A 19,639-nucleotide genomic window follows, 5' to 3' on the forward strand; every position below is an offset into this window, starting at 1 on the left:
CGAATACAAGTCAAATCCAAATGTGTGTCAGAACTGTCTCTTTCTCTCCCGTTGTACTCGCTCCAAAACCTTTCAAAAAGTTGTGACTCGCCACGTGTGGGAAAATGCCAAAGAATGGGTTCGAAAAAACCGTTTGAGTGAAAGAGGAAAACAACTGTACAAACGACGTCGCGAAACCATTGAGCGCAGCTTTGCTGACGCAAAAGAACTGCATAGTCTTCGCTATGCACGTTACAGGGGGCTTGCCAAAGTGAAAGAGCAATGCCTCCTTACTGCCATGGCCCAAAATGTTAAAAAACTGGCTCTGCTCCTCTCGAAGAGAGGAAAAAGCCTTGTGATCCGGCTAATTAATAAATTGAATTTCCTTAATTTGTTTATCTCCCTGAAATATACAACCCCAAGCCCTTTTCTTGCGAAAAAAACCTGGAGTTTGTCATCAAGCCAGAGAACCAAACGGATCTCTATCCTTTTGCCTTAAAAACCAATGCCCCCAGGAATCCAAATATGATCGCGGCTGAAATACCGGCACTTGTAACTTCAAATATTCCCGTGATCACACCTACCAACCCGTATTTATTTGCTTCAGCCATTGCCCCGTGAACCAATGCGTTTCCGAAACTGGTAATCGGCACTGTCGCGCCGGCGCCAGCAAAATCAATCAGGGGTTCATACCATCCAAACCCGTCCAGAATCGCTCCCACAACGACCAGCATACTTGTTGTATGAGCGGGTGTCAGTTTGAATACATCCATCAATATTTGCCCAATCACACAGATGAACCCCCCTACCACAAAAGACCAGAAAAAAATCATGCTTATTCTTCCCCCTCTCTTTTTTCCAGCACAACAGCGTGGGCGATGCAGGGGATACTTTCCTTCTGCTGGTAACTGATCGGCGAAAGCAATGCACCTGTGGCTACAACCATCACCTTTTTCAGTTCTCCTTTTCGCATCCGGTTGAGCACATGCCCGTAGGTAACACAGGCTGAACAGGCACATCCGCTCGCACCGGCCTGAATCGGTTGGGATTCATGATAAATCATCAATCCGCAATCATCAAATTTGTCGGGCGACAATTTCAAGCCGTGCTTTTCCAGCAAGTCGGCGGCAATCCGATGTCCGATCTTGCCCAGGTCACCGGTCAGAATCAGATCATAGGCGTTTTCGTCCAAATCAAGGTCCCGGAAATGGGCCTCAATGGTATCTACCGCCGCCGGTGCCATGGCAGCTCCCATATTAAACGGATCGGAGATCCCCATGTCTACCACTCGCCCGATCGTGGCGGCAGCAACCCGGATCCCTTCAGGGGTTTTCTCTTGTGATAATACGGCGGCTCCTGCTCCTGTTACTGTCCACTGTGCGGTGGGCGGCTTTTGTGATCCGTATTCGGTCGGATACCGGTATTGTTTTTCAGCAGCTGCGTTGTGACTTGATGTTGCCACCAGCACATGGCTGGCAAAACCGCTGTTTACGATCAGAGAACCCAGGGCGAGGCTTTCCATAGATGTCGAACAGGCACCAAACAGGCCCAGATAGGGAACAGCCAGCTTTCTGGCAGTAAAATTGCTGGAAATCACCTGATTCATTAAATCACCGGCTAAAAAAAACTGAATCGACTCCTTGGAAATACCGGCTTTCTTAATCGCATATTCACAAGCATTTTCCATAAGCACTTTTTCCGCTTTTTCAAAACTGTCTTGCCCCAGCCATATATCTTCATGCAATATATCAAAATCATCAGCCAAAGGCCCTTTTGCTTCAAAGGGACCGCCCACAGCAGCCGACGATTTGATATATGGCACCTGGTCAAAAACCCAAGTTCGTCCCTGTATCATCTCATGCTCCCCCCAACAGCGTTTTAAGCAGAACCTTGATAATCGCAATCACAAAAGCAGCAAACACCCCAAAAACGATGACGGAACCGGCCAGCTTGAACATATTTCCGCCCACACCCAACACAAAACCCTCCGACCGATGTTCAATCGCTGCCGATGCCATGGCATTGGCAAAACCGGTGACAGGAATAATCGTACCGGCACCTGCCCTTTGGGCAATATGGTCATAAACTCCCAAACCGGTCAGCAATACAGATATGAATATAAGTGTCGCGACCGTGGGATCTCCCGCTGATTCCTTGTCAAATCCAAACATATGAATATAAAAAGTGGATATCAGTTGTCCGATCAGACAGATGCTTCCTCCCACCAGAAAGGCAATGATGCAGTTTTTCCATACTGGCCTTTCCGGCTGCCGTGACTTGATAAAATGGTGATATTCCAATTGAACGGGAGTCAACTTCTTTTTGCTTTCCTTTGACATGGGTCCCCCTCCAATATATTCCAACTTGTTAACTAGTATCTCTAGTAAATCATTTTTGCTCACTTATACTTCGTTTTATACCTCTTTTTATCCGGTTGATGGAAAAAGAAATTTCTGATTTCGGGATGAAATCTGTTTCCGTTTCATGATAAAACAGTAACTGTCAAACAGGCAGGGATGGTACTCGTTAACAGTTAAGTAAAATATCATCTGGTGGAGCTTTACGAGAACAATCCCGGATCTTAAAAGAACCGCCGATTTTTGATTACTGCACTGGTACCGTTTGACACGGATTCCCCTCCAACATGTTCCAACTGAAATAATCCTTTAGTAAACCATTTTTGGTTACTTGCGCTCCCATTTTATATCCCTTCTCCTTCTGTCGGAAAAACAGATTCCTGATTTCAGGATGAAATTCATTTCCGTTTCCTGATAAAATAGAGAGTGCACACTTGAAGAACGAATTAGGGGTAAGGGAGATTCGTGATGAAACGGTTAAAGGATGTTTTTGCTCCCATGGGCAAACAACCGAAAAGGATCGACAAGGAACAGCAGTTACGGCTTCTGTACAAATTTCCGCTCGTTGAAGCGTTCAGGAAAGAACATCCCGAACTTCCTGATGAAGTCTACCTGCGTTCATTCTCTTTGCTGCAGCAATTTGTAACAGATCGTACCAACTGTAAAATTTGTCCAGGGTTGGATCGATGTTCCAACATTGTAAAAGGACATTACTCCGAGCTCAACGAGTACAGTGGCTATCTGGATCTTTCCATGCACGAATGCAGCAAGCTCAGGAAAAAGCGCCGTAAAACCCTGATCAAAAGCCACCATATTCCCAGGGATATCCAAAATTCTACCTTTGAACAGATTGATTTTGACGATATTGGAAGACATGAAGCTATCCATTCAGCCATTGATTTCTGCATGAGCTTCACCAACGGAACCCCCGCACAAGGCCTGTATCTGTACGGGGCTTTTGGGGTGGGAAAAAGCTATATTGCCGGGGCCATCACAAACGAACTTGCAAAGCATGAAATTCCTTCATTGATGGTTCACTTTCCGGCACTGGTCGAAGAATTGAAAGAATCGATCGCTGACAAACGAATCGGCAACAAAATCGAAGCCCTGAAAACCACCCGGGTTTTGATTCTTGACGATATCGGGGCAGAATCCCTGACTCCGTGGCTGAGGGATGAAGTGCTGTCTGTCGTTTTGCATACCCGGATGGCCGAAAAGCTTCCGACCATATACACATCCAACATGACGCTGGATGAACTGGAGGAGCATTTCAGCTATACCAGCAAAGGCGGGTGGGAAATCCTCAAGGGAAAACGGCTGATGGAACGAATTCGCCCGCTGGTAAAGCCCATTCTGGTTCAGGGGCATAATCGCCGCTACCCAACATAAAAAAAACCTTCATCAAAAACTGCCTCTGACCATGAGAAGCAGCTGACTGATGAAGGTGGTTATACCAGGGAACGCAGCCAGATTTCAGTCATATAAGCCCAAATCAGCCCTTTGGTTGACAGCATCAATAACCGTTGGTGCTGCAAACATTGCTCCAGCCGCCCGCAATGAATGATTCCCCATTTGGCCAGAAGAGATGACTCATTTAACAGTTCCCTCACCTGTTCCTTGTATTTCATCAAGAAACGGGATTCAACGGACATCACCTCATATTGCCTGGGAACATAGGTTATGACATCACTGGGCAGCCAGTCAAAAAAAGCCCAGCGCAAAAGGGGCTTTTCAATCCATTGACCACCCCGGAAGAGCACTTTCATATCCGGAGGCAGAGAAACTGCCAATTCTATCAGTTCCCGGCTGACAAAAGGGAACAGCATATTCATCTGATGGGGAGACAGCTGATGTAACTGGATCAGGGTCTCTTTGTCCCGGTTCAGGGAAAATCCAAGTGCCTCCTCAGCATCAGATTTTTCCTTAAGGGTTCTCAAATATCTCTTTGCCTGTTTGGCTGCCTCATCTGTGAAAAACAACGGGATCGGCAAATCCTCGGGGCGATCGGCCCAAGTTGGGCGCAGCATCCCCATGCGTTCTATCATCCGCCGGAATAATGATTTGCTCCAGAATTGCCTGGAAAAGCGTTCCGTGCCATAATACCCGAAAATATAATCGCTGAAATAACCGGATGCCAGCAGATTGACTCCATCCTTTCGGCTTCGTTCGCAGGTTTTTTCCAACATCAGGTAATCGAGACTTGGATACGGAAGATAAAAGGAAGAAGCGTCCCTGTTCAAATCTTTCAATTCACCCGGTTCGATGATTGCAAAAGGAACGTCGGCAACCTTGGTGAGTTTTTCTACGCTTAGACGATACCTTGATTTTTCATTCAGCCATCCCCAATGATAGCTGACGATCGGGACATTGCAGGATTTAAGCAACATCAGCACAATCGCAGAATCAATTCCTCCGCTGAGCAGCACCCCTACCCGGTCAGCTGGCTGAACCCGTTTTAAAATCGTTTTTGTTAACGTTTCCACAACCAGATAAGTCACATGTTCCCATTTTAACCGGGCAATATCCGATTGGGCATGTACCAGGTCATATGGGACAAGCTCAGCTTTTTCATTCAAAATCCGAAGCATCGACCCGGCCGGAAGCTTCTGAATATCCGTAAAATAGGTTTGCGATGGTTCCAGCGCTTCGCCAAAGCAGGAACGGATCAGCTTTTCCCTGTGAACCATGTTCAGGTCAGGGCGGACTTCTTTCAGCACTTTTTCAATTCTGGTAGCCCAGAAAACCTGACGCCTTGTTTGGTACAAATAGAGCGAATACTTGCACAATAAACTACGGTAAATAAACCCGCTTTTTTCTTTTCTCTCAAAATAAACCACAATAAAAGCACCATCGATCTGTTTGAGAAACCCGTCTCCGAATTTCAACAGGTTCCTGAATTCATTCCTTGCTTCTGCCCATCTTTTTTCCCTGACCAGCCTCATCAGCGGTTCCAGTCTTGGCGGATAACTCCAGACTTCACCATAAAACTGAAAGTAGTTTTGGAAAAAGGTAAAATCGATAAACCCTTCTATTTCATGAAATTGTCTCAATGATCTTCAAGCCTTTCCGGTATACGCTTGATCTCACGAAAATGCCATTCCACTTCCCATGATTCATTTAAAGGCACTCCTCTTATTTCCACCCAAAAGTGCAAGCGTTCAATCACATATTCCTCATTTTTTTCACCCAGCACCATTTGTGCCGGAATCCCCAGCTTTTTCAATGAAGCACACAAAGCCAGCGAACGGAGAAAAGAATCGACTCTTTTGATACTGAATATACGAACACTCAGTTGGGAATACACCATAATCCGCCTGGCATACAAAAATTCCAGCAAGGGATGGCTGATTTGCACCGGATCGGTACATTCAATGGTTTTCAAATGGCACAATGCCTCATTCAATCCATGCTTTCTGTAATAAAAGAGCATGTAAAGCGAGGTCTTTATCACCAGCCACAACCGCCTGGCAGGAATGGGCGGAATCTTGGCGATTCGGTCTTTGGCAAACAGGAGAGCATAATACAGATCCACTTTTGATCTCCTCCGGTTGGTATAAAAAAAGTACAGTAAAAAAATGTTCATACTGTACCTTGTCTCCCGCAGATTCAGATCATATACAGATGTGGCATTTGGCTGATACAGGGATGAGTGCATGATCATGGTATGGTACCTCAATTACTATTGTAAAACAAATATTGCTACTTTTCAAACAGTAATAAAAAAAAGACCCTTGTCAGGTCTTATCATCACTTTTGCTCTTTTTCCTTTGAAGTTTCAAACGTTGAATCGACCTATCCTGTTGCAGATCTGTTTGTGAAGGAACCGTAAGTAAAGGAGGAAAACAGATAGAATTTTTTAAAACTTTAAATTATTTATAAAAGAATACGATGTTACGAACCAAAAATATCGAAAGAGCGTCCGGTAATAATTTTTTTCCCTTTATCCATTTCCACCTGAATCAAATCCATCAGCGGAAGTTGGATTTTATTTCCGTCAATTGTCGACAATTGTACCGTTTTAACCCGTTTTTCCGGATTGTGATCCACATAGCAAATAACCCGAATCCCTTCCTCTTCGTGGATTTTCGTTTCATTCTTGAGTAATTCTATTTGAGAACGCTGTTTTAAATCGGACAGAAAAGGTTGGACTTTTTCCATCTGACCTTCGACCTGCACCTTTAACATAAAGCAACTCCTCCCGCAAAAATGTGCTGAATCTTTGTAATTGAAACCAATCGGCAATCCATCTTTATGACTATAGTTTATAAATCCATTGCTTCAATTGCAAATTAATAAAAAATTACCAGGAACAGAAGGATTTTTGCAGATATGTGCCAAAATAGATAGATAAAACAAAAATAAAACAAACATATTCATTCTTTTTTTGCACATGTTCACAAAAATCAGTCAAATAAACCCGAAAAACAAAAAATTTATTTTTTATATTTGGAGGTGAGTTGCATGCTCCCTCTTGACCATGAGAATGCGGGGCGAGTGATCAAGAAAAGACGTAAAGAAATGGGGCTAAGGCAAAGTGATTTAGTGGACAATATGATTAAACTGCACACCATTCGAAAAGTAGAAAAAGGTGAGGTAGTTAATGATGAAATATATTTGCGCATCTGCAACAAGCTGGATTTGAACGTCAAACAATTATCCAAATCTTATGATGATGAAAAGGAACGCGAGGAACAGTTAAAATTTCAATTATTTGCCATCGAGCATGACATTGACATGGCCGGGCCGGACAAAGGGCTGGAAGAACTGCGCATAACCGAAATCGACAAAAATTCCCCTCTGCAAACAACCTATCTTTTTCTCAAGGGAAAATGCCTGGCCCGAAAAAAATACTGGAAAAAGGCACAGGCGCAGTTTCTGAAAACACTGAGTCTGCTCAAACAATTCCCGGAATGGGAAAAAACCAACCTGCGTGCCGCTACCTATAACGAGCTGGGACGGTGCTGTTACTATTTAAACAATATTGAGCAGGCACTCAACTATATTGAAAAAGGACTGGAATCGTATATCCCCGAGGGAGACCGCGAATATGTTGTTTACCACTTGCAATTAAGCAAGGTGATCTATCTCGAAAAACTGGACCGGGACGAAGATGCTTTCCTTACACTGGAAGAGATGTGGAAACAAGTTGACAAAATTGAAAGCATCGAAATTCGCAGCAGCATGTATGAAGTGCATGCCATTTTACTCAGCAAACAAAAATTACACGAAAAGGCGATTGAATTTGCAACCAAAGGGCTGCATCTGGCCCGCGTGGATCAGAACGTTGACCGCGCTTTTGAACTTTGGACAGCGCTCGGCAGCAGTTACCAATACATGGGAGATTATTTCAAGGCAGAAGTTGCTTTTCGCACAGCATTAAAACTTGAAAAAAAAATCGGAAAAAAAAATATGTTAGTGTCTACCCATACCAAACTCGGTATGCTATACTTAAAGACAAAAAAAATTCCCTTCGCGCAAAAAGCTTTACTCAATGCTGTTCAAACAGGGCAAAAAACAAATGACGCATTAAAATATTGCCGTGCATTGATCGCCCTCGGCGACTGCTACATGATGCAAAACAAGAACAAGGATGCCCGCAAACAATTTCAGCAAGCGCTGACTCTGTCCGAGAAACACGCGCTGAAGAACCTTGAACCGGAAATTTTGGTAAAGCTTGCTAAATGCTGCGAAGAGGAAGACCCAGTCACTTATGAAAAATACAAAAACCGATTTTTTCAATCCTATTGCCAGCAACTTCTTGAAAAAGGAGGGGGTCAGCCATGACACGTCTTTTTGGCGAACCGCCCGCTGTATAATTCGAAATGTTCAATTATCCTTCTGAAAGGAGGCGAGCGCAATGACACGTCTTTTTGGCGGAGAACCCCCGGCTGTATAAAATTGGAAATCTTTCCTGAATAACCAAGTATGAGGCAGCCATTCCCACTATGGCTGCTTTTTTATTTAAAATTCGATTTTTTCTTTTCTATCAATAAAAATTCTATATTTATTTTACAGAAATGTCAATCATTGATCCTGGCATCCTGCCTCTTTTTACCCGGTATTTTTCAAGGAAACTTTTTATATCCTATTATTCGTTGCCGTAATTTGTTTTTTGTCCACTTTGTGCCCCTGCTTTTAAATTTTGCCATAGTCTTTTCGATTGAAATAACTATATTCATTCAGTATGATAGAATCACTGCTTTATCATTAGAGAAGGGATGTTCCATGTTGAAAAAAGCGCTGATTCTTTTTTGCTCATTTTTCCTGCTCACAGGCTGTTCATTCTTTACGGACTATCACTTGACCAATCAACTGGTTGATTCGATTGATCAACTGGTCAAACAGGAAAATGCCAATGATTGGACACGAAAGAATATGGACATGCATTATAAAAACATGGAATTGAGTATGAATGAATTCAACAGGACGATTCAGGAAACAGGAAATGCAGACCCGGACAAATTGAAGAAACTTTTGAAAGAAATGGATATGATCATCGCGGAATTGGGCAAATATAAAGCAGAAGAAGATAGTATCCGGCAACAGCTGGCACAGCAGATCGAAACCGCACAAAAACTGTCTGATGAAAAAAAACAATTGGTCATGCCCGCCCTTAACCATTTCAAACAACTGGTTGAGCGCGAATCCCGGTTGGCAGAAGTAAATATCCTGATTTTGCAAACAAACAAGAAATACTATTCCGCCCTTGTAAAAAAGGTAAAGCCGCCAAAAGACCAATATGAACAGTTAAACAAGGAAAGAAAACAATTGCTCAAAGAAATTCAATCGTTGATCCCACAATTTAACCAGTCATGGGAAAAATTGAGCCAGGAAATTACAGGTCAGCCTTTGAAAAAAACGAATTGACGCATAAACATCTGTGATAAAAAACCCGCTCAAGGCGGGTTTTTTCGCTTTTTATCGATCAGATACCCTTACCAGTTGCTTCCCGATGTTTTCCCCTTTAAACAAGCCCAGAAAAGCATCAACGGTATGTTCAAATCCCTCGATCACATTTTCCCTGTATTTGAGCCACCCCGTTTTCACCCATTCAGCCAGTTGCTTCAATCCCTGGTCAAATTTGTCCACATAGTCCGACACAATAAAGCCTTTCATCATCGCACTTGTAATCAGGAGTCTGGGCTGAATTCTGGGACCAATATCCTTTTCCAGATTGTACAGGGAAATCTGGCCACACAGAGGAATGCGTGCCTGATGATTCAAAAGCGGCAAAACCTGGTCGGAAATTTCCCCGCCTACATTGTCATAATAAATATCCACTCCGTTCGGGCAAACCTGTTCCAAATCATTCCTGAGCGATTTTGATGATTTGTAATTGATTGCTCCATCAAATCCCAGTTCATTGACGAGATAAGCGGTCTTTTGGTCAGAACCGGCAATGCCGACAACACGGCAGCCTTTTATTTTTGCGATTTGCCCGGCTGTCATTCCAACTGCACCCGCCGCACCGGAGATAACCACCGTTTCTCCCGGTTTGGGCTGACCGATTTCCAGCAGACCAAAATATGCGGTTAATCCGGGCATGCCCAATACACCGAGTGCTGTCGAGATGGGAGCCAAATCGGGATCAATTCTGGTCAGTTCATCCTCACTGGTCACCGCGTAGGTTTGCCAGCCATAATTGCCAAGTACAAAATCCCCTTCCTGGAACTCCTTTGACCGGGATTGAATCACTTTCCCCACTACTCCGCCCTGAACAACCTCATCAAGCTGATACGGGGGCACATATGATTTACGGTCACTCATTCTTCCACGCATATATGGATCAACCGATAAATATAACGTTTTCACCAGCACTTCCCCAAAAGCGGGTTGGGAAATTTCCTCTTCCACCCATCTGAAATCTTCATGCACCGGCATCCCCCGCGGACGCCTGGCAAGCAGAACCTTTTGATTCATCTTTTGTGCCATAATACCCCTCCACACTCATAAAAACCTTGGCACGATTCAGATTTATGCCAGTCATGGCTGTTTATTCCCGTTTTTCAGCTCATTAAATCAGCATGGGTCAAAAAATGGCAAATTTACCCGGTTTTGTGGCAGCAGGATCGCTTATGCCATCGTAATATCTCTTTTCGTAAACACCCACCACGACACCCATAAAAAGCATATGAAATGGACCAGGATGTTTATGAGAGAAAATGACAGGGTCATGCCAGGGAACGCGGGAATTCCTCCATATATATATACTTCCAGATCAAGATTGGCAAACAGGAGGTATTTTGCCCACTGAAAACCGTACATTCTTAACAGTTCCACCACAAAGGTACCCCCAAATAATGCAAACAGGGAACACCCGACTGAAAACGAATTGCTTTTTGAAATCGAGGAAATCGTGAACGCCAGGGTAATCATGGGCAGCATTTCCACAATCCCGATCCCGTAATGGCCCAAGGCACGGGACAATAACGGCATGGACGAATCACTTTGCACAGGAAAGCCGAAAAAAACCATGCCGAACAGAATCGAACTGACCATCAGAATTCCAACAAAAACCAGGGTAAACAAAACAACAGTCACATATTTGGACAATAAAATTTTCCAGCGCTTTACCGGACGGACACACAGCAATGTGGCTGTGCCCCAGGTGAATTCGCTGCTGACAATATCTGAGGCAATAATGACAGCAAACAGTTCAACCAGGAATAAAAGGTTGCTGTTGAATAGCAAAAATCCCCAGACATCTTCACCCGCCCCGCCCATTCTTTCCAGATAAAGACGGAAAAACGCCATTAGGAAACTGAACAGCAAAAGGCTGATTAAAAAGACAAACGTGCGTGTCCGCACGATTACTTTCATGGATTCATTTTGGATAAGCCGGTAAATACTAACCATTGCAACCACCTTCAGTCATTTCCAGATACTGGTCTTCCAGTGTTTTTTCAACCGTTTTTATCCCATAAACTTTTACGCCTTTTTGAATCAGACAGGCATTTAATTCAGGAATCTGTTCTTTTTTTATGGAGACTTGAAATCCATGCGGAATTGGGATGACTTCCTTGTTCCATTTCAATTCCTCAAAAACCGGTTTGATCTGTTCAGCCTGATCCACCTCAAACTGCACAAACAACTCGGCGTCTTCCTGAAGCTGTTCTTCCCGGATCGGTTTGAGCGCCACCAATCTACCATGCTGGACAATGGCGAAACGGTCACACATCAGCTGCATTTCCGACAGCAAATGGCTCGATACCAGCACAGCCGTTCCCCGCTTTTTGGCAAGATTGCGCAAATGATCACGCAGTTGGTGAATCCCGGCCGGATCGAGGCCGTTTGTCGGTTCGTCGAGAATGAGCAGGCTGGGTTGATGGAGCAGTGCCTGTGCCAGTCCCAGGCGCTGGCGCATCCCCAGAGAATAAGTCTTGACCGCATCGTGGATACGGTCGTCCAATTTCACCTGCGACACCACTTCATCAATCCGTTGTTCGTCAACATCGGGGACCATTCGCGCAAAGTGGCGCAAATTCTGGTAACCTGTTAAAAAAGGATACAATACCGGATTTTCCACAATCGCACCAACCGGTTGAATAGCCTGTTCAAACTGTGTTTTGATACTGTGGCCATGGATGAAGATGTCTCCCTGATCCATGGCCATCAAACCCGCAATCATCCGGATAATGGTTGTTTTCCCGGCACCGTTGGGCCCAAGCAGTCCAAACACTTCTCCCGGATACACATCCAGCGAGATATCGTCAATAATTTTGCGTCCCTTGATCAACTTGGATATGTTTCTGATTTCTAATAAAGGTTTCATTTTCTCGCTCCTTTAACACAATATCGCTATTCTCAAATTGTAACAGACCTGTGACGCTTGACAAGGAAACGTTTGATGAACGACGAAAAATTACCTCGATCTGACTGAAATTCCCGATAAATGGTTTATTCAGAGGGGAAGATTTAGGATAATAGAAAAAAGGGGGGAATCACAGGTAATGAGGGAATATGATGACAATGTAAAAAAACGTTTGCGGCGCATTGAAGGACAAGTACGCGGGGTCTTGCGCATGATGGAGGAACAGAAAGATTGCAAAGAAGTTGTCTCCCAGCTTTCAGCAGTCCGCTCTGCAGTAGACCGCGCGATTGCTTATATCTTGACTCACAATCTGGAACAATGCCTGCGCGAAGAACTGAACAAAGGGGAAAACGCAGACACGGAACGGTTACTCAAGGAGGCCATGAATTTATTGATAAAAAGCCGTTAATTTTGCTCCCCCGCTTTCTTCTAAAAAAGTTGATCCACTAAAACAAAGCTTTTTCACCCTGTTTTAGTGGATCCGTATAAGCTAGGCCTCAACTACGGGATAGCAGCTTTCAATCGAAGAGACAACATCCATCTCTTTCATTGTGGCAAGGGCAATCTCCAAATCACTCTTGGCCGCTTCATGAGTAACCAGAATAATTTCGGCACGATTCCCGCTATTATATGGCTGCTGGATTACCTGTTCCAAAGAGATGTGGTTATTGGCAAACAATTGGGTCATTTGCGCCAATACTCCACGTTGATCCGCTACAACCATGCGCAGAAAATATTTGGCATATTTCTCATCATCCGTTTTCAGCCGCTTTTCTTTATATGGCGCAACCATTTTCTGCCCATTGACCCCCAACTTCATATTCCGGACGACGCTGACCAGATCGGAAACAACCGATGTGGCTGTAGGCAGCGCGCCTGCTCCCGGTCCATAAAACATCGTTTCGCCCACTGCTTCGCCTTCGATATAAATGGCATTGTAAACACCATTTACAGAGGCAAGCGGATGCGTGTTGCGAACAAGTGTCGGTTGAACACTTACTTCAATCTTTTGATCGTCCAGTTTCGCCAGACCCAACAATTTCATTTCATAACCAAGTTTCTTTCCAAGCTCAATATCTTCAATCGATACATCGGAAATCCCTTTTACATCCACTTCGCTCAGATTCATCGCCACGTGGAAGCCCAAAGTAGACAAGATCGACATTTTATACGCCGCATCCCATCCCTCCACATCAGAACCAGGGTTGGCTTCTGCATACCCCAGCTTCTGCGCTTCTTCAAGGGTTTCCTGATAATCGGCCCCAGTCTGGCTCATCTTGGATAAAATATAATTAGTGGTTCCATTCACAATTCCCATTATTTTCGTAATACGATCGGAAGAAAAACTGTCTGTCAGTGCCCTCAGGATGGGAATGCCTCCCGCTACACTCGCTTCATAAAAAACATCGCACCGGTTTTGCTGAGCAATCCGTAAAATTTCCGCACCGTGAAGAGCCATCAAGTCCTTATTTGCTGTCACGACATTTTTTTTCCGTTTTAATGCTTCCAGGATATACTGTTTCGCAGGTTCAATTCCACCCATTACTTCAACAATCACGTCAATTTCGGGATCTTCGATGATTTCTTCGGCATTGACAGTCAACCGGTCCGGAGCGATCGGCACTTCTCTCTTTTTATTCGTATCTCGTACAAGTATTTTATCGATGTGGATATGAAGTCCTGTTTGCTTGTACAACTCTTCCTGATGATTTGAAATTATCCGAACTACACCTGAACCAACTGTCCCCAGTCCTAAAAGACCTATACGAATCTCTTTCTGCACTTATGATCCTCCCTTTGTATGAAAACAATAGACAAAACCATTTAACGTCCTTATATGACGGACATATGTTTTTTAATTGAAGACAGTATAGCGAAGGACAGAAAAAATAGCAACTATAAATTTAAGCTTTTATTAGAAAAAATTTTTTTCTTTTTCAATATTGTCATTTTTTCCATTCCAAAAAGTTGTTAAGATTACTATAGTAGTTCATGAAAGCGTATGCTTGACACAAATAAAAAAAGAAAACAGTTCTGATTTCATTAAGGGGGTACGATCTTCCGTGATGTTTAAAACCCTGTTGGCAAAAATGGGGAAAGGCGGAGCCCAGATCGACTTGGTCCTGGAGCAAGATCATGTACGGTTGGGAGATCCGGTCAAGGGAAAACTGGTTATTCGCGGCGGGATCATTGAGCAAAAAATCAAGAAGATCGACATCGATCTGATGATCCACATCCGCATCGGGCAGCGTGTTTATTCCCATTCCATCGCACAGTTCCCGTTTCACTCTCCTTTTCTGGTTCATCCCTCCGAAGTGGTTACATTTCCTTTTTCCTACCAGCTTCCTTCAAATCTCCTGGTTTCCGGATACACGGTTTCCTATCAGTTTATCACTCATCTCGATATTGTTGCGGGTACAAACTATACCGATACAGACCCGATGATTATAACTCCTCCGCATTACTTCCAACAACTTCTTAACGCATTGGAACAGCTGGGGTTTCATGAAAAGTACGGTTCTCGCTCCTATGACGGGATGATGCAATCTTTCGAATTTACACCCACCAGTTTTTTAAAGAAGGAAGTCAAAGAAATGGAGTTTGTGGCTGCAATCGGGAACGATACCATCTCTTTGTTTTTGCAGCTTTTTCACCTGGCTTCTCCAAAGTTGGTCAGTTGCCGGGAAATCAGTCTGAAACGCGAATTGCTGAACCGGCCTGATCAACTGAAAGCTTTTTTGCTGAATGCTTTGGAAGAAATGGTTGAAAACCCGGAACAGTATCAGGAAAGCAAGGACAGCTTCTATAACAAATATACGTCCACTCCAGGTGCGATTGGGGCCTTTGCAGGAGAATGGTTTCCAAATCCCTGGCTCAAAAATGAAAACCCTTTCGTGAAGGATGAGTCCTTGTTATTGGGACATGAAAAGGCTTGACGACATACGTCAAGCCCTTTTTCCATGCCTTATTCGGAAGTTTTCCCATGTTCCGGCTTTTGTGGGGAAACCAGAATTCTTGATATGCGTAACTGATCCATTTCCATGACGGTAAAAACCCAACCGTTAAAAACAACCTGATCCCCTTCTTTTGGCACCTTGTCCAATTCTGAAAAGAGCCATCCGCCAATGGTATCATTGTCCGGGTCCTCAATCGTGATTTTGAAATGCTCGTTTACATCCTCAATCAACAGGCCGGAATCGATGACCGTATCTCCTCCCTGCTTTTGGATCAAAGGCAGTTCATCATCAAATTCATCCTGAATCTCTCCGAAAATCTCTTCAATTATATCTTCGGTCGTCAAGAGTCCGGATGTTCCCCCGTATTCATCGACGACAATCGCCATTTCAACCCGATTTTTCTGCAGGTTCCGAAAAATGTCTTTCAGTTCCATCGTTTCCGGCACTACCACAACCGGACGGGCCAATTCGATAAAATCAGGTTTTTTCCCTTCAGCAATGCAATTATATATATCACGGATATGAACAATCCCTTTTATATCATCCTTATCCTTCCCGCAAAGAGGAAAGCGTGTATGATGTGCTTCTTTTACAATTTGGAAATTTTGCTCAAAAGTATTGTCCTGGAACAGGCAAACCATTTTTACGCGTGGAACCATTACTTCCCTGGCCACCCGGTCCGTAAAATCAAACACATTGTCAAACAGGGTCAGTTCTGTCTGGTCAATCACCCCGCTTTTATGGCTCTGATTGATCAACATCCTGATTTCCTCTTCAGTATGCGCCTGCTGCTGAACGTCTTCAAATTTTACTCCCAACGCTTTTAACGCCAGATTGGCGGAACCATTCAGTATAAAAATAAACGGTTTGAATAAGTTATAAAACCAACTCAGTGGTGTAGCGGTCCACAATGCCGTTTTTTCCGCTTGACGGATCGCCAATGACTTGGGTGCCATTTCACCCAATACGATATGCAGAAAGGTAATAATGGAAAAGGCAATGACAAAGGAAATTGTATGGATTGCCCATGAGGGAAGACCCAGATAGGAGAGCAATGGCCCAAGCATCCTGGCGATGGCAGGTTCTCCAATCCATCCCAATCCCAGTGAAGCCAGGGTAATCCCCAATTGCGTGGCAGACAGGAAAGCATCCAGATTGGCCAGCACTTTTTTTGCAACTTGCGCACGATGTCCCTGCAAACTGGCGATCTGTGTCGATCTTACCTTGACAATGGCAAATTCAGCTGCTACAAAGAAGCCGTTCATCAGCACAAGGAAAGCTATTAAAAACAAATTCCATATACCGCTTATCACTTCGTCCAAATCTTATTTCCCCCTATAAATAAGACACCAGAAATATTCGATTGTATACAGACTCCACCAATAATATTATACCTTACCCAAATCTGAAAAGGAGAGTAATTATATTTCAGTATACTTGGACTTTGTTTGATTACATTTGATTACAACTATTGATTACAAAAAAGTTCGCTTTCAGGCAAGCCTCATACACAATTTCACCTGGAATAAACTTCCGGCTGCTGTCATGGCGTTTTTCAATGTGATCGTTTCTTTTTGCTTCAAGACCAGAACAACCACTTCTGTAACTGTTCAGAAGTGGTTGTTCTGAGTAATTCCAGTTGATCAGGAGCTGGAAAAGGAAAAATATTTGCGATGTTTGTGCCGACGATAACGGCGATCCGATGACGAGTAAGAACGACGGTAATCAGATGAAGAATACCGGCGCCGGCGCGGATATGAACTGGAATATCTCCGGCGCCGTGGATAAGAGCTGGAATATTTGCGGCGGCGATGATATTTCCGGCTGGATGAAGAAAAGAAGCTGAACAAACCGCAATGGTATTGCAGGCAATCCAGATCTTCTTCAATTTGTGAGCGATAGGCTTCCTTCTCATTTGTAAAGAAGAACCGTCCCGTATCAATAACACGAATCTGATTTTCCCGGTCAATCATGATATTGTTCAAATGAAGGTCTGCTGGAACAATTCCTTCGTTATAACAATCTTCCACAATTTCCTCAATTTTATCGTACATGTCGCTGCGCAGTTTTTCCCCGGACTTCACCACTTGCCCCAATGTGTATCCGTTGACTTTGTCCACGACCATCCAATGGTGATTCCCGTCTATGTAGTGAAATTCCGGAAATGCCGGGTGCCCGTTTAAATAACGCAAAATTTTATAATCGTCATTCTCGCTGTAATCTTCTTTAAATACTTTAACGGCATACCCTTCAAAATCAAAAACTTTTCCGCTTAATCCCTCGCCAAGCAGAGGATAACTTTCCGTCATCTTTCCGCTTTCCACCAGCATGGACAAATGTTGTATTGCTTCCTGATCCCTTGCAAAAGGATGTTTCACTCAATATTCCCCCTTGGGCTTTGATTGCTTCACCTATATATTATCATCTTTATGTCCCGAAAACAGAGAATAGCAGGTTTTATTATCTGTATATACCTCAAGATTTTCCATTGATAAACTTTTTTTCCGCGCATAATGTGAACAATCATCGAACAAAATAGGAACGCTGACGATTATTCATGAAAAAGGGGTTGGCACATCGATATGTCATCCCCTGACAAGCAAAACGCCATTGGCGAAATTCCTTTTCCATTTCCAGGGCCAATCGCCGCCAGTAATCATTCCATTTTCGGCCCATTTTCTTCTTGAAAAATGAATAAATGATAACATTTAACCCGTTTCTGTCTATGTAAAACTGCATTTCGATCGTTAATCTTGTCCCGGATGACATCCGTTTCAAACAGTAAGTATAGGTCATATGTTCTTCTGTCGAACAAGCGGTCAGTTTCAATACCGATGGAGGGGAATATTCCGTAATTTCCATCTGAACGGTTTCAATTCCGGTCGGTTCTTGATAGGAAATGACAAAACAACCGCCTGCCTCCGGCTCCATTTGAATGGCCAATACGTCTTGAGCCCGTCGGCGAATTTTCTCATCGGACAACTTGGAAAAGCAAAATTCTGGCGGTGCCTGAATGGCAAAAATTGACACATGTTCAACTTTGATCTTTTGGTTCGTTTGTTTCATGATGTGTGACTTTTTATAACTGATGTCACTCTTTATTTTACTAGAATTTCTGGGGTCGGCGTATAAGCACCTTTTCGCAACAGCAACAAATTGTTTAAAAAAAATCTTGTTCACCTCAAGTAAACATTTTTAAGTTTATGTGGTAAATTATTATTGAAAGACATTGTTTAATAAGGCATTTATCCAGCTTTGACATGTCCACTCTACAAAGACAGTTGTTTTTAGGGTGTGGAAAAACAATTTTTAAAGGAGGATTTTTTTAAATGCCCAGCAAAACTTTAGATCAATATTTACAGGAAAACCTGCAAGATCTAAAAAACCGGGGACTCTATAATGTGATTGACCCGCTGGACAGTGCCAATGGTCCCATCATCGAAATCAGCGGGCGCGAATTAATTAACCTGTCATCCAACAACTATTTGGGACTGGCCACAGACGAACGTCTCAAAGAGGTAGCCATTGAAGCTGTACAAGAATACGGTGTTGGTGCCGGTGCCGTCCGTACGATCAACGGTACATTGAATTTGCATGTGAAATTAGAAGAAAAGCTTGCTGAATTTAAAAATACCGAAGCTGCAATTGCTTTTCAATCCGGCTTTAACTGTAACATGGGTGCCATTTCGGCAGTCATGGATAAAAACGATGCCATCCTGTCAGATGAATTGAACCATGCATCGATCATTGACGGATGCCGCCTTTCCAGAGCAAAAATCATCCGTTTCAACCACTCCGATATGGATGATTTGCGGGCCAAGGCAAAAGAAGCAAAAGAATCCGGCCAGTACAAAAAAATCATGGTCATTACTGACGGGGTATTCTCCATGGATGGAGACATTGCCAAATTGCCGGAAATTGTGGAGATTGCCAAGGAATACGATCTGATTACTTATGTGGATGATGCACATGGGTCCGGTGTACTCGGAAAAGGTGCCGGAACGGTTAAACATTTCGGTCTATCTGATCAGGTTGATTTCCAAATGGGAACCCTGTCAAAAGCAATCGGTGTTCTGGGCGGGTATGTAGCCGGCAAAAAAGACCTGATTGACTGGCTTAAAGTCCGGGCTCGTCCGTTTCTGTTCTCTACAGCCCTGTCTCCTGCTGACACTGCCGCTTGTTTGAAAGCGGTTTCTATTCTGATGAACAGTACGGAATTGCAGGACAAGCTTTGGGAAAATGGCCGCTATCTGAAAAAAAGCCTCAAAGACCTTGGATTTGACATTGGTCAAAGTGAAACACCGATCACCCCGTGTATTATTGGCGATGAGGTAAAAACTCAGGAATTTAGTAAGCGCTTGAATGAAGAAGGCGTTTATGCAAAATCAATCGTTTTCCCGACGGTACCGAGAGGAACCGGCCGTGTCCGGAACATGCCAACAGCGGCTCATACGAAAGAAATGCTTGACCGCGTAATCTCCATTTATGAGAAAGTTGGCAAGGAAATGGGAGTTATCTAAGTATCACAAACGACC

Annotated in this window: 20 protein-coding genes; 7 read left to right on the forward strand and 13 right to left on the reverse strand. The window is 43.6% G+C overall.

All coding sequences use genetic code 11. From position 1 onward, the window contains the following. Positions 1-478 (forward strand): transposase (locus tag H2C83_RS05510; protein WP_181738596.1); only part of this gene is annotated, 478 nt, incomplete at its 5' end. On the opposite strand, the gene spoVAE is transcribed toward H2C83_RS05510, so the two are convergent. The 3 genes from spoVAE to spoVAC are packed head-to-tail and all read right to left on the reverse strand — an operon-like array spanning position 462 to position 2,318. Next, entirely contained in the window at positions 462-818 is a 357-nt protein-coding gene (gene spoVAE, locus H2C83_RS05515) for a stage V sporulation protein AE (RefSeq protein ID WP_181738824.1), read from the reverse strand. The genes H2C83_RS05510 and spoVAE overlap by 17 nt on opposite strands. Continuing rightward, on the reverse strand, positions 815-1,834 hold the full coding sequence (gene spoVAD, locus H2C83_RS05520; protein ID WP_181738598.1) for a stage V sporulation protein AD: 1,020 nt from the start codon (positions 1,832-1,834) through the stop codon (positions 815-817). The genes spoVAE and spoVAD overlap by 4 nt, the downstream gene beginning before the upstream one ends. Position 1,835: 1 nt before the next feature. Further along, the gene (gene spoVAC, locus H2C83_RS05525; protein WP_181738600.1) at positions 1,836-2,318 is read right to left on the reverse strand and encodes a stage V sporulation protein AC; all 483 of its coding nucleotides are present in this window, start codon (positions 2,316-2,318) and stop codon (positions 1,836-1,838) included. Between the two features lie 486 nt (positions 2,319-2,804). Between spoVAC and dnaI the strand changes: the two genes are divergently transcribed. Next, the gene (dnaI, locus tag H2C83_RS05530; protein WP_181738602.1) at positions 2,805-3,725 is read left to right on the forward strand and encodes a primosomal protein DnaI; all 921 of its coding nucleotides are present in this window, start codon (positions 2,805-2,807) and stop codon (positions 3,723-3,725) included. Between the two features lie 59 nt (positions 3,726-3,784). Here dnaI and H2C83_RS05535 read toward each other — a convergent pair whose 3' ends face one another. From H2C83_RS05535 to H2C83_RS05545, 3 genes are all read right to left on the reverse strand, one after another. Continuing rightward, positions 3,785-5,386 carry an asparagine synthase-related protein gene (locus H2C83_RS05535; protein ID WP_181738604.1) on the reverse strand — a complete coding sequence of 534 codons (1,602 nt, stop codon included), beginning with the start codon at positions 5,384-5,386 and terminating at the stop codon, positions 3,785-3,787. After that, positions 5,383-5,868 carry a transglutaminase-like domain-containing protein gene (locus H2C83_RS05540; RefSeq protein ID WP_181738606.1) on the reverse strand — a complete coding sequence of 162 codons (486 nt, stop codon included), beginning with the start codon at positions 5,866-5,868 and terminating at the stop codon, positions 5,383-5,385. Before H2C83_RS05540 ends, H2C83_RS05535 begins: the two co-directional genes overlap by 4 nt. A 359-nt stretch (positions 5,869-6,227) precedes the next feature. Beyond that, a complete protein-coding gene (locus tag H2C83_RS05545) occupies positions 6,228-6,521 on the reverse strand; it encodes a hypothetical protein (RefSeq protein ID WP_181738608.1) in 294 nt (97 codons plus the stop codon). A gap of 276 nt (positions 6,522-6,797) precedes the next feature. Here H2C83_RS05545 and H2C83_RS05550 point away from each other — a divergent pair, with 276 nt between their 5' ends. Together H2C83_RS05550 and H2C83_RS05555 are read left to right on the forward strand one after the other, a co-directional pair. After that, complete coding sequence (locus tag H2C83_RS05550; RefSeq protein WP_181738609.1) at positions 6,798-8,120, forward strand: helix-turn-helix domain-containing protein; 1,323 nt, start codon at positions 6,798-6,800, stop codon at positions 8,118-8,120. A 441-nt stretch (positions 8,121-8,561) separates the two neighbouring features. After that, on the forward strand, positions 8,562-9,203 hold the full coding sequence (locus H2C83_RS05555) for a hypothetical protein (protein ID WP_181738611.1): 642 nt from the start codon (positions 8,562-8,564) through the stop codon (positions 9,201-9,203). 51 nt (positions 9,204-9,254) lie between these two features. Here H2C83_RS05555 and H2C83_RS05560 read toward each other — a convergent pair whose 3' ends face one another. The 3 genes from H2C83_RS05560 to H2C83_RS05570 form a co-directional block, all read right to left on the reverse strand. Then, positions 9,255-10,268, reverse strand: coding sequence for an NADP-dependent oxidoreductase (locus H2C83_RS05560; protein WP_181738612.1), 1,014 nt, complete (start codon positions 10,266-10,268; stop codon positions 9,255-9,257). A 141-nt stretch (positions 10,269-10,409) separates the two neighbouring features. Next, complete coding sequence (locus H2C83_RS05565) at positions 10,410-11,192, reverse strand: ABC transporter permease (RefSeq protein WP_181738613.1); 783 nt, start codon at positions 11,190-11,192, stop codon at positions 10,410-10,412. Then, a complete protein-coding gene (locus H2C83_RS05570) occupies positions 11,185-12,108 on the reverse strand; it encodes an ABC transporter ATP-binding protein (protein ID WP_181738614.1) in 924 nt (307 codons plus the stop codon). Before H2C83_RS05570 ends, H2C83_RS05565 begins: the two co-directional genes overlap by 8 nt. 178 nt (positions 12,109-12,286) lie before the next feature. Here H2C83_RS05570 and H2C83_RS05575 point away from each other — a divergent pair, with 178 nt between their 5' ends. Next, positions 12,287-12,556: a metal-sensitive transcriptional regulator gene (locus H2C83_RS05575; RefSeq protein WP_181738615.1), complete on the forward strand. Its 270-nt coding sequence runs from the start codon at positions 12,287-12,289 to the stop codon at positions 12,554-12,556. An 81-nt stretch (positions 12,557-12,637) separates the two neighbouring features. Here the strand turns inward: H2C83_RS05575 and H2C83_RS05580 are convergent, their stop codons facing one another. Then, positions 12,638-13,930 carry a homoserine dehydrogenase gene (locus tag H2C83_RS05580; protein ID WP_181738616.1) on the reverse strand — a complete coding sequence of 431 codons (1,293 nt, stop codon included), beginning with the start codon at positions 13,928-13,930 and terminating at the stop codon, positions 12,638-12,640. 283 nt (positions 13,931-14,213) lie between these two features. Between H2C83_RS05580 and H2C83_RS05585 the strand changes: the two genes are divergently transcribed. Next, positions 14,214-15,083: a sporulation protein gene (locus H2C83_RS05585; RefSeq protein WP_246333780.1), complete on the forward strand. Its 870-nt coding sequence runs from the start codon at positions 14,214-14,216 to the stop codon at positions 15,081-15,083. 29 nt (positions 15,084-15,112) lie between these two features. On the opposite strand, the gene H2C83_RS05590 is transcribed toward H2C83_RS05585, so the two are convergent. The 3 genes from H2C83_RS05590 to H2C83_RS05600 all read right to left on the reverse strand — a co-directional run bounded on the left by H2C83_RS05590 (position 15,113) and on the right by H2C83_RS05600 (position 18,170). Then, positions 15,113-16,417: a hemolysin family protein gene (locus H2C83_RS05590; protein ID WP_312853858.1), complete on the reverse strand. Its 1,305-nt coding sequence runs from the start codon at positions 16,415-16,417 to the stop codon at positions 15,113-15,115. Positions 16,418-16,747: 330 nt separating this feature from the next. Beyond that, a complete protein-coding gene (locus H2C83_RS05595) occupies positions 16,748-17,482 on the reverse strand; it encodes an RIO1 family regulatory kinase/ATPase domain-containing protein (protein ID WP_181738618.1) in 735 nt (244 codons plus the stop codon). A gap of 145 nt (positions 17,483-17,627) precedes the next feature. Next, a complete protein-coding gene (locus H2C83_RS05600) occupies positions 17,628-18,170 on the reverse strand; it encodes an SRPBCC family protein (protein WP_181738619.1) in 543 nt (180 codons plus the stop codon). A 263-nt stretch (positions 18,171-18,433) separates the two neighbouring features. Here H2C83_RS05600 and H2C83_RS05605 point away from each other — a divergent pair, with 263 nt between their 5' ends. Continuing rightward, positions 18,434-19,624, forward strand: coding sequence for a glycine C-acetyltransferase (locus tag H2C83_RS05605; protein WP_181738621.1), 1,191 nt, complete (start codon positions 18,434-18,436; stop codon positions 19,622-19,624). Positions 19,625-19,639: the final 15 nt, after the last annotated feature.

Source organism: Thermoactinomyces mirandus, assembly GCF_013868055.1.
Lineage (GTDB): Bacteria > Bacillota > Bacilli > Thermoactinomycetales > Thermoactinomycetaceae > Thermoactinomyces > Thermoactinomyces mirandus.

Bases quoted from the DNA above. Each gene is read 5' to 3' on its own strand.
- spoVAD (WP_181738598.1), bottom strand. From the start codon at position 1,834: ATGATACAGGGACGAACTTGGGTTTTTGACCAGGTGCCATATATCAAA.
- spoVAC (WP_181738600.1), bottom strand. From the start codon at position 2,318: ATGTCAAAGGAAAGCAAAAAGAAGTTGACTCCCGTTCAATTGGAATAT.
- dnaI (WP_181738602.1), top strand. From the start codon at position 2,805: ATGAAACGGTTAAAGGATGTTTTTGCTCCCATGGGCAAACAACCGAAA.
- H2C83_RS05545 (WP_181738608.1), bottom strand. From the start codon at position 6,521: ATGTTAAAGGTGCAGGTCGAAGGTCAGATGGAAAAAGTCCAACCTTTT.
- H2C83_RS05550 (WP_181738609.1), top strand. From the start codon at position 6,798: ATGCTCCCTCTTGACCATGAGAATGCGGGGCGAGTGATCAAGAAAAGA.
- H2C83_RS05555 (WP_181738611.1), top strand. From the start codon at position 8,562: ATGTTGAAAAAAGCGCTGATTCTTTTTTGCTCATTTTTCCTGCTCACA.
- H2C83_RS05560 (WP_181738612.1), bottom strand. From the start codon at position 10,268: ATGGCACAAAAGATGAATCAAAAGGTTCTGCTTGCCAGGCGTCCGCGG.
- H2C83_RS05565 (WP_181738613.1), bottom strand. From the start codon at position 11,192: ATGGTTAGTATTTACCGGCTTATCCAAAATGAATCCATGAAAGTAATC.
- H2C83_RS05570 (WP_181738614.1), bottom strand. From the start codon at position 12,108: ATGAAACCTTTATTAGAAATCAGAAACATATCCAAGTTGATCAAGGGA.
- H2C83_RS05575 (WP_181738615.1), top strand. From the start codon at position 12,287: ATGAGGGAATATGATGACAATGTAAAAAAACGTTTGCGGCGCATTGAA.
- H2C83_RS05585 (WP_246333780.1), top strand. From the start codon at position 14,214: ATGTTTAAAACCCTGTTGGCAAAAATGGGGAAAGGCGGAGCCCAGATC.
- H2C83_RS05600 (WP_181738619.1), bottom strand. From the start codon at position 18,170: ATGAAACAAACGAACCAAAAGATCAAAGTTGAACATGTGTCAATTTTT.
- H2C83_RS05605 (WP_181738621.1), top strand. From the start codon at position 18,434: ATGCCCAGCAAAACTTTAGATCAATATTTACAGGAAAACCTGCAAGAT.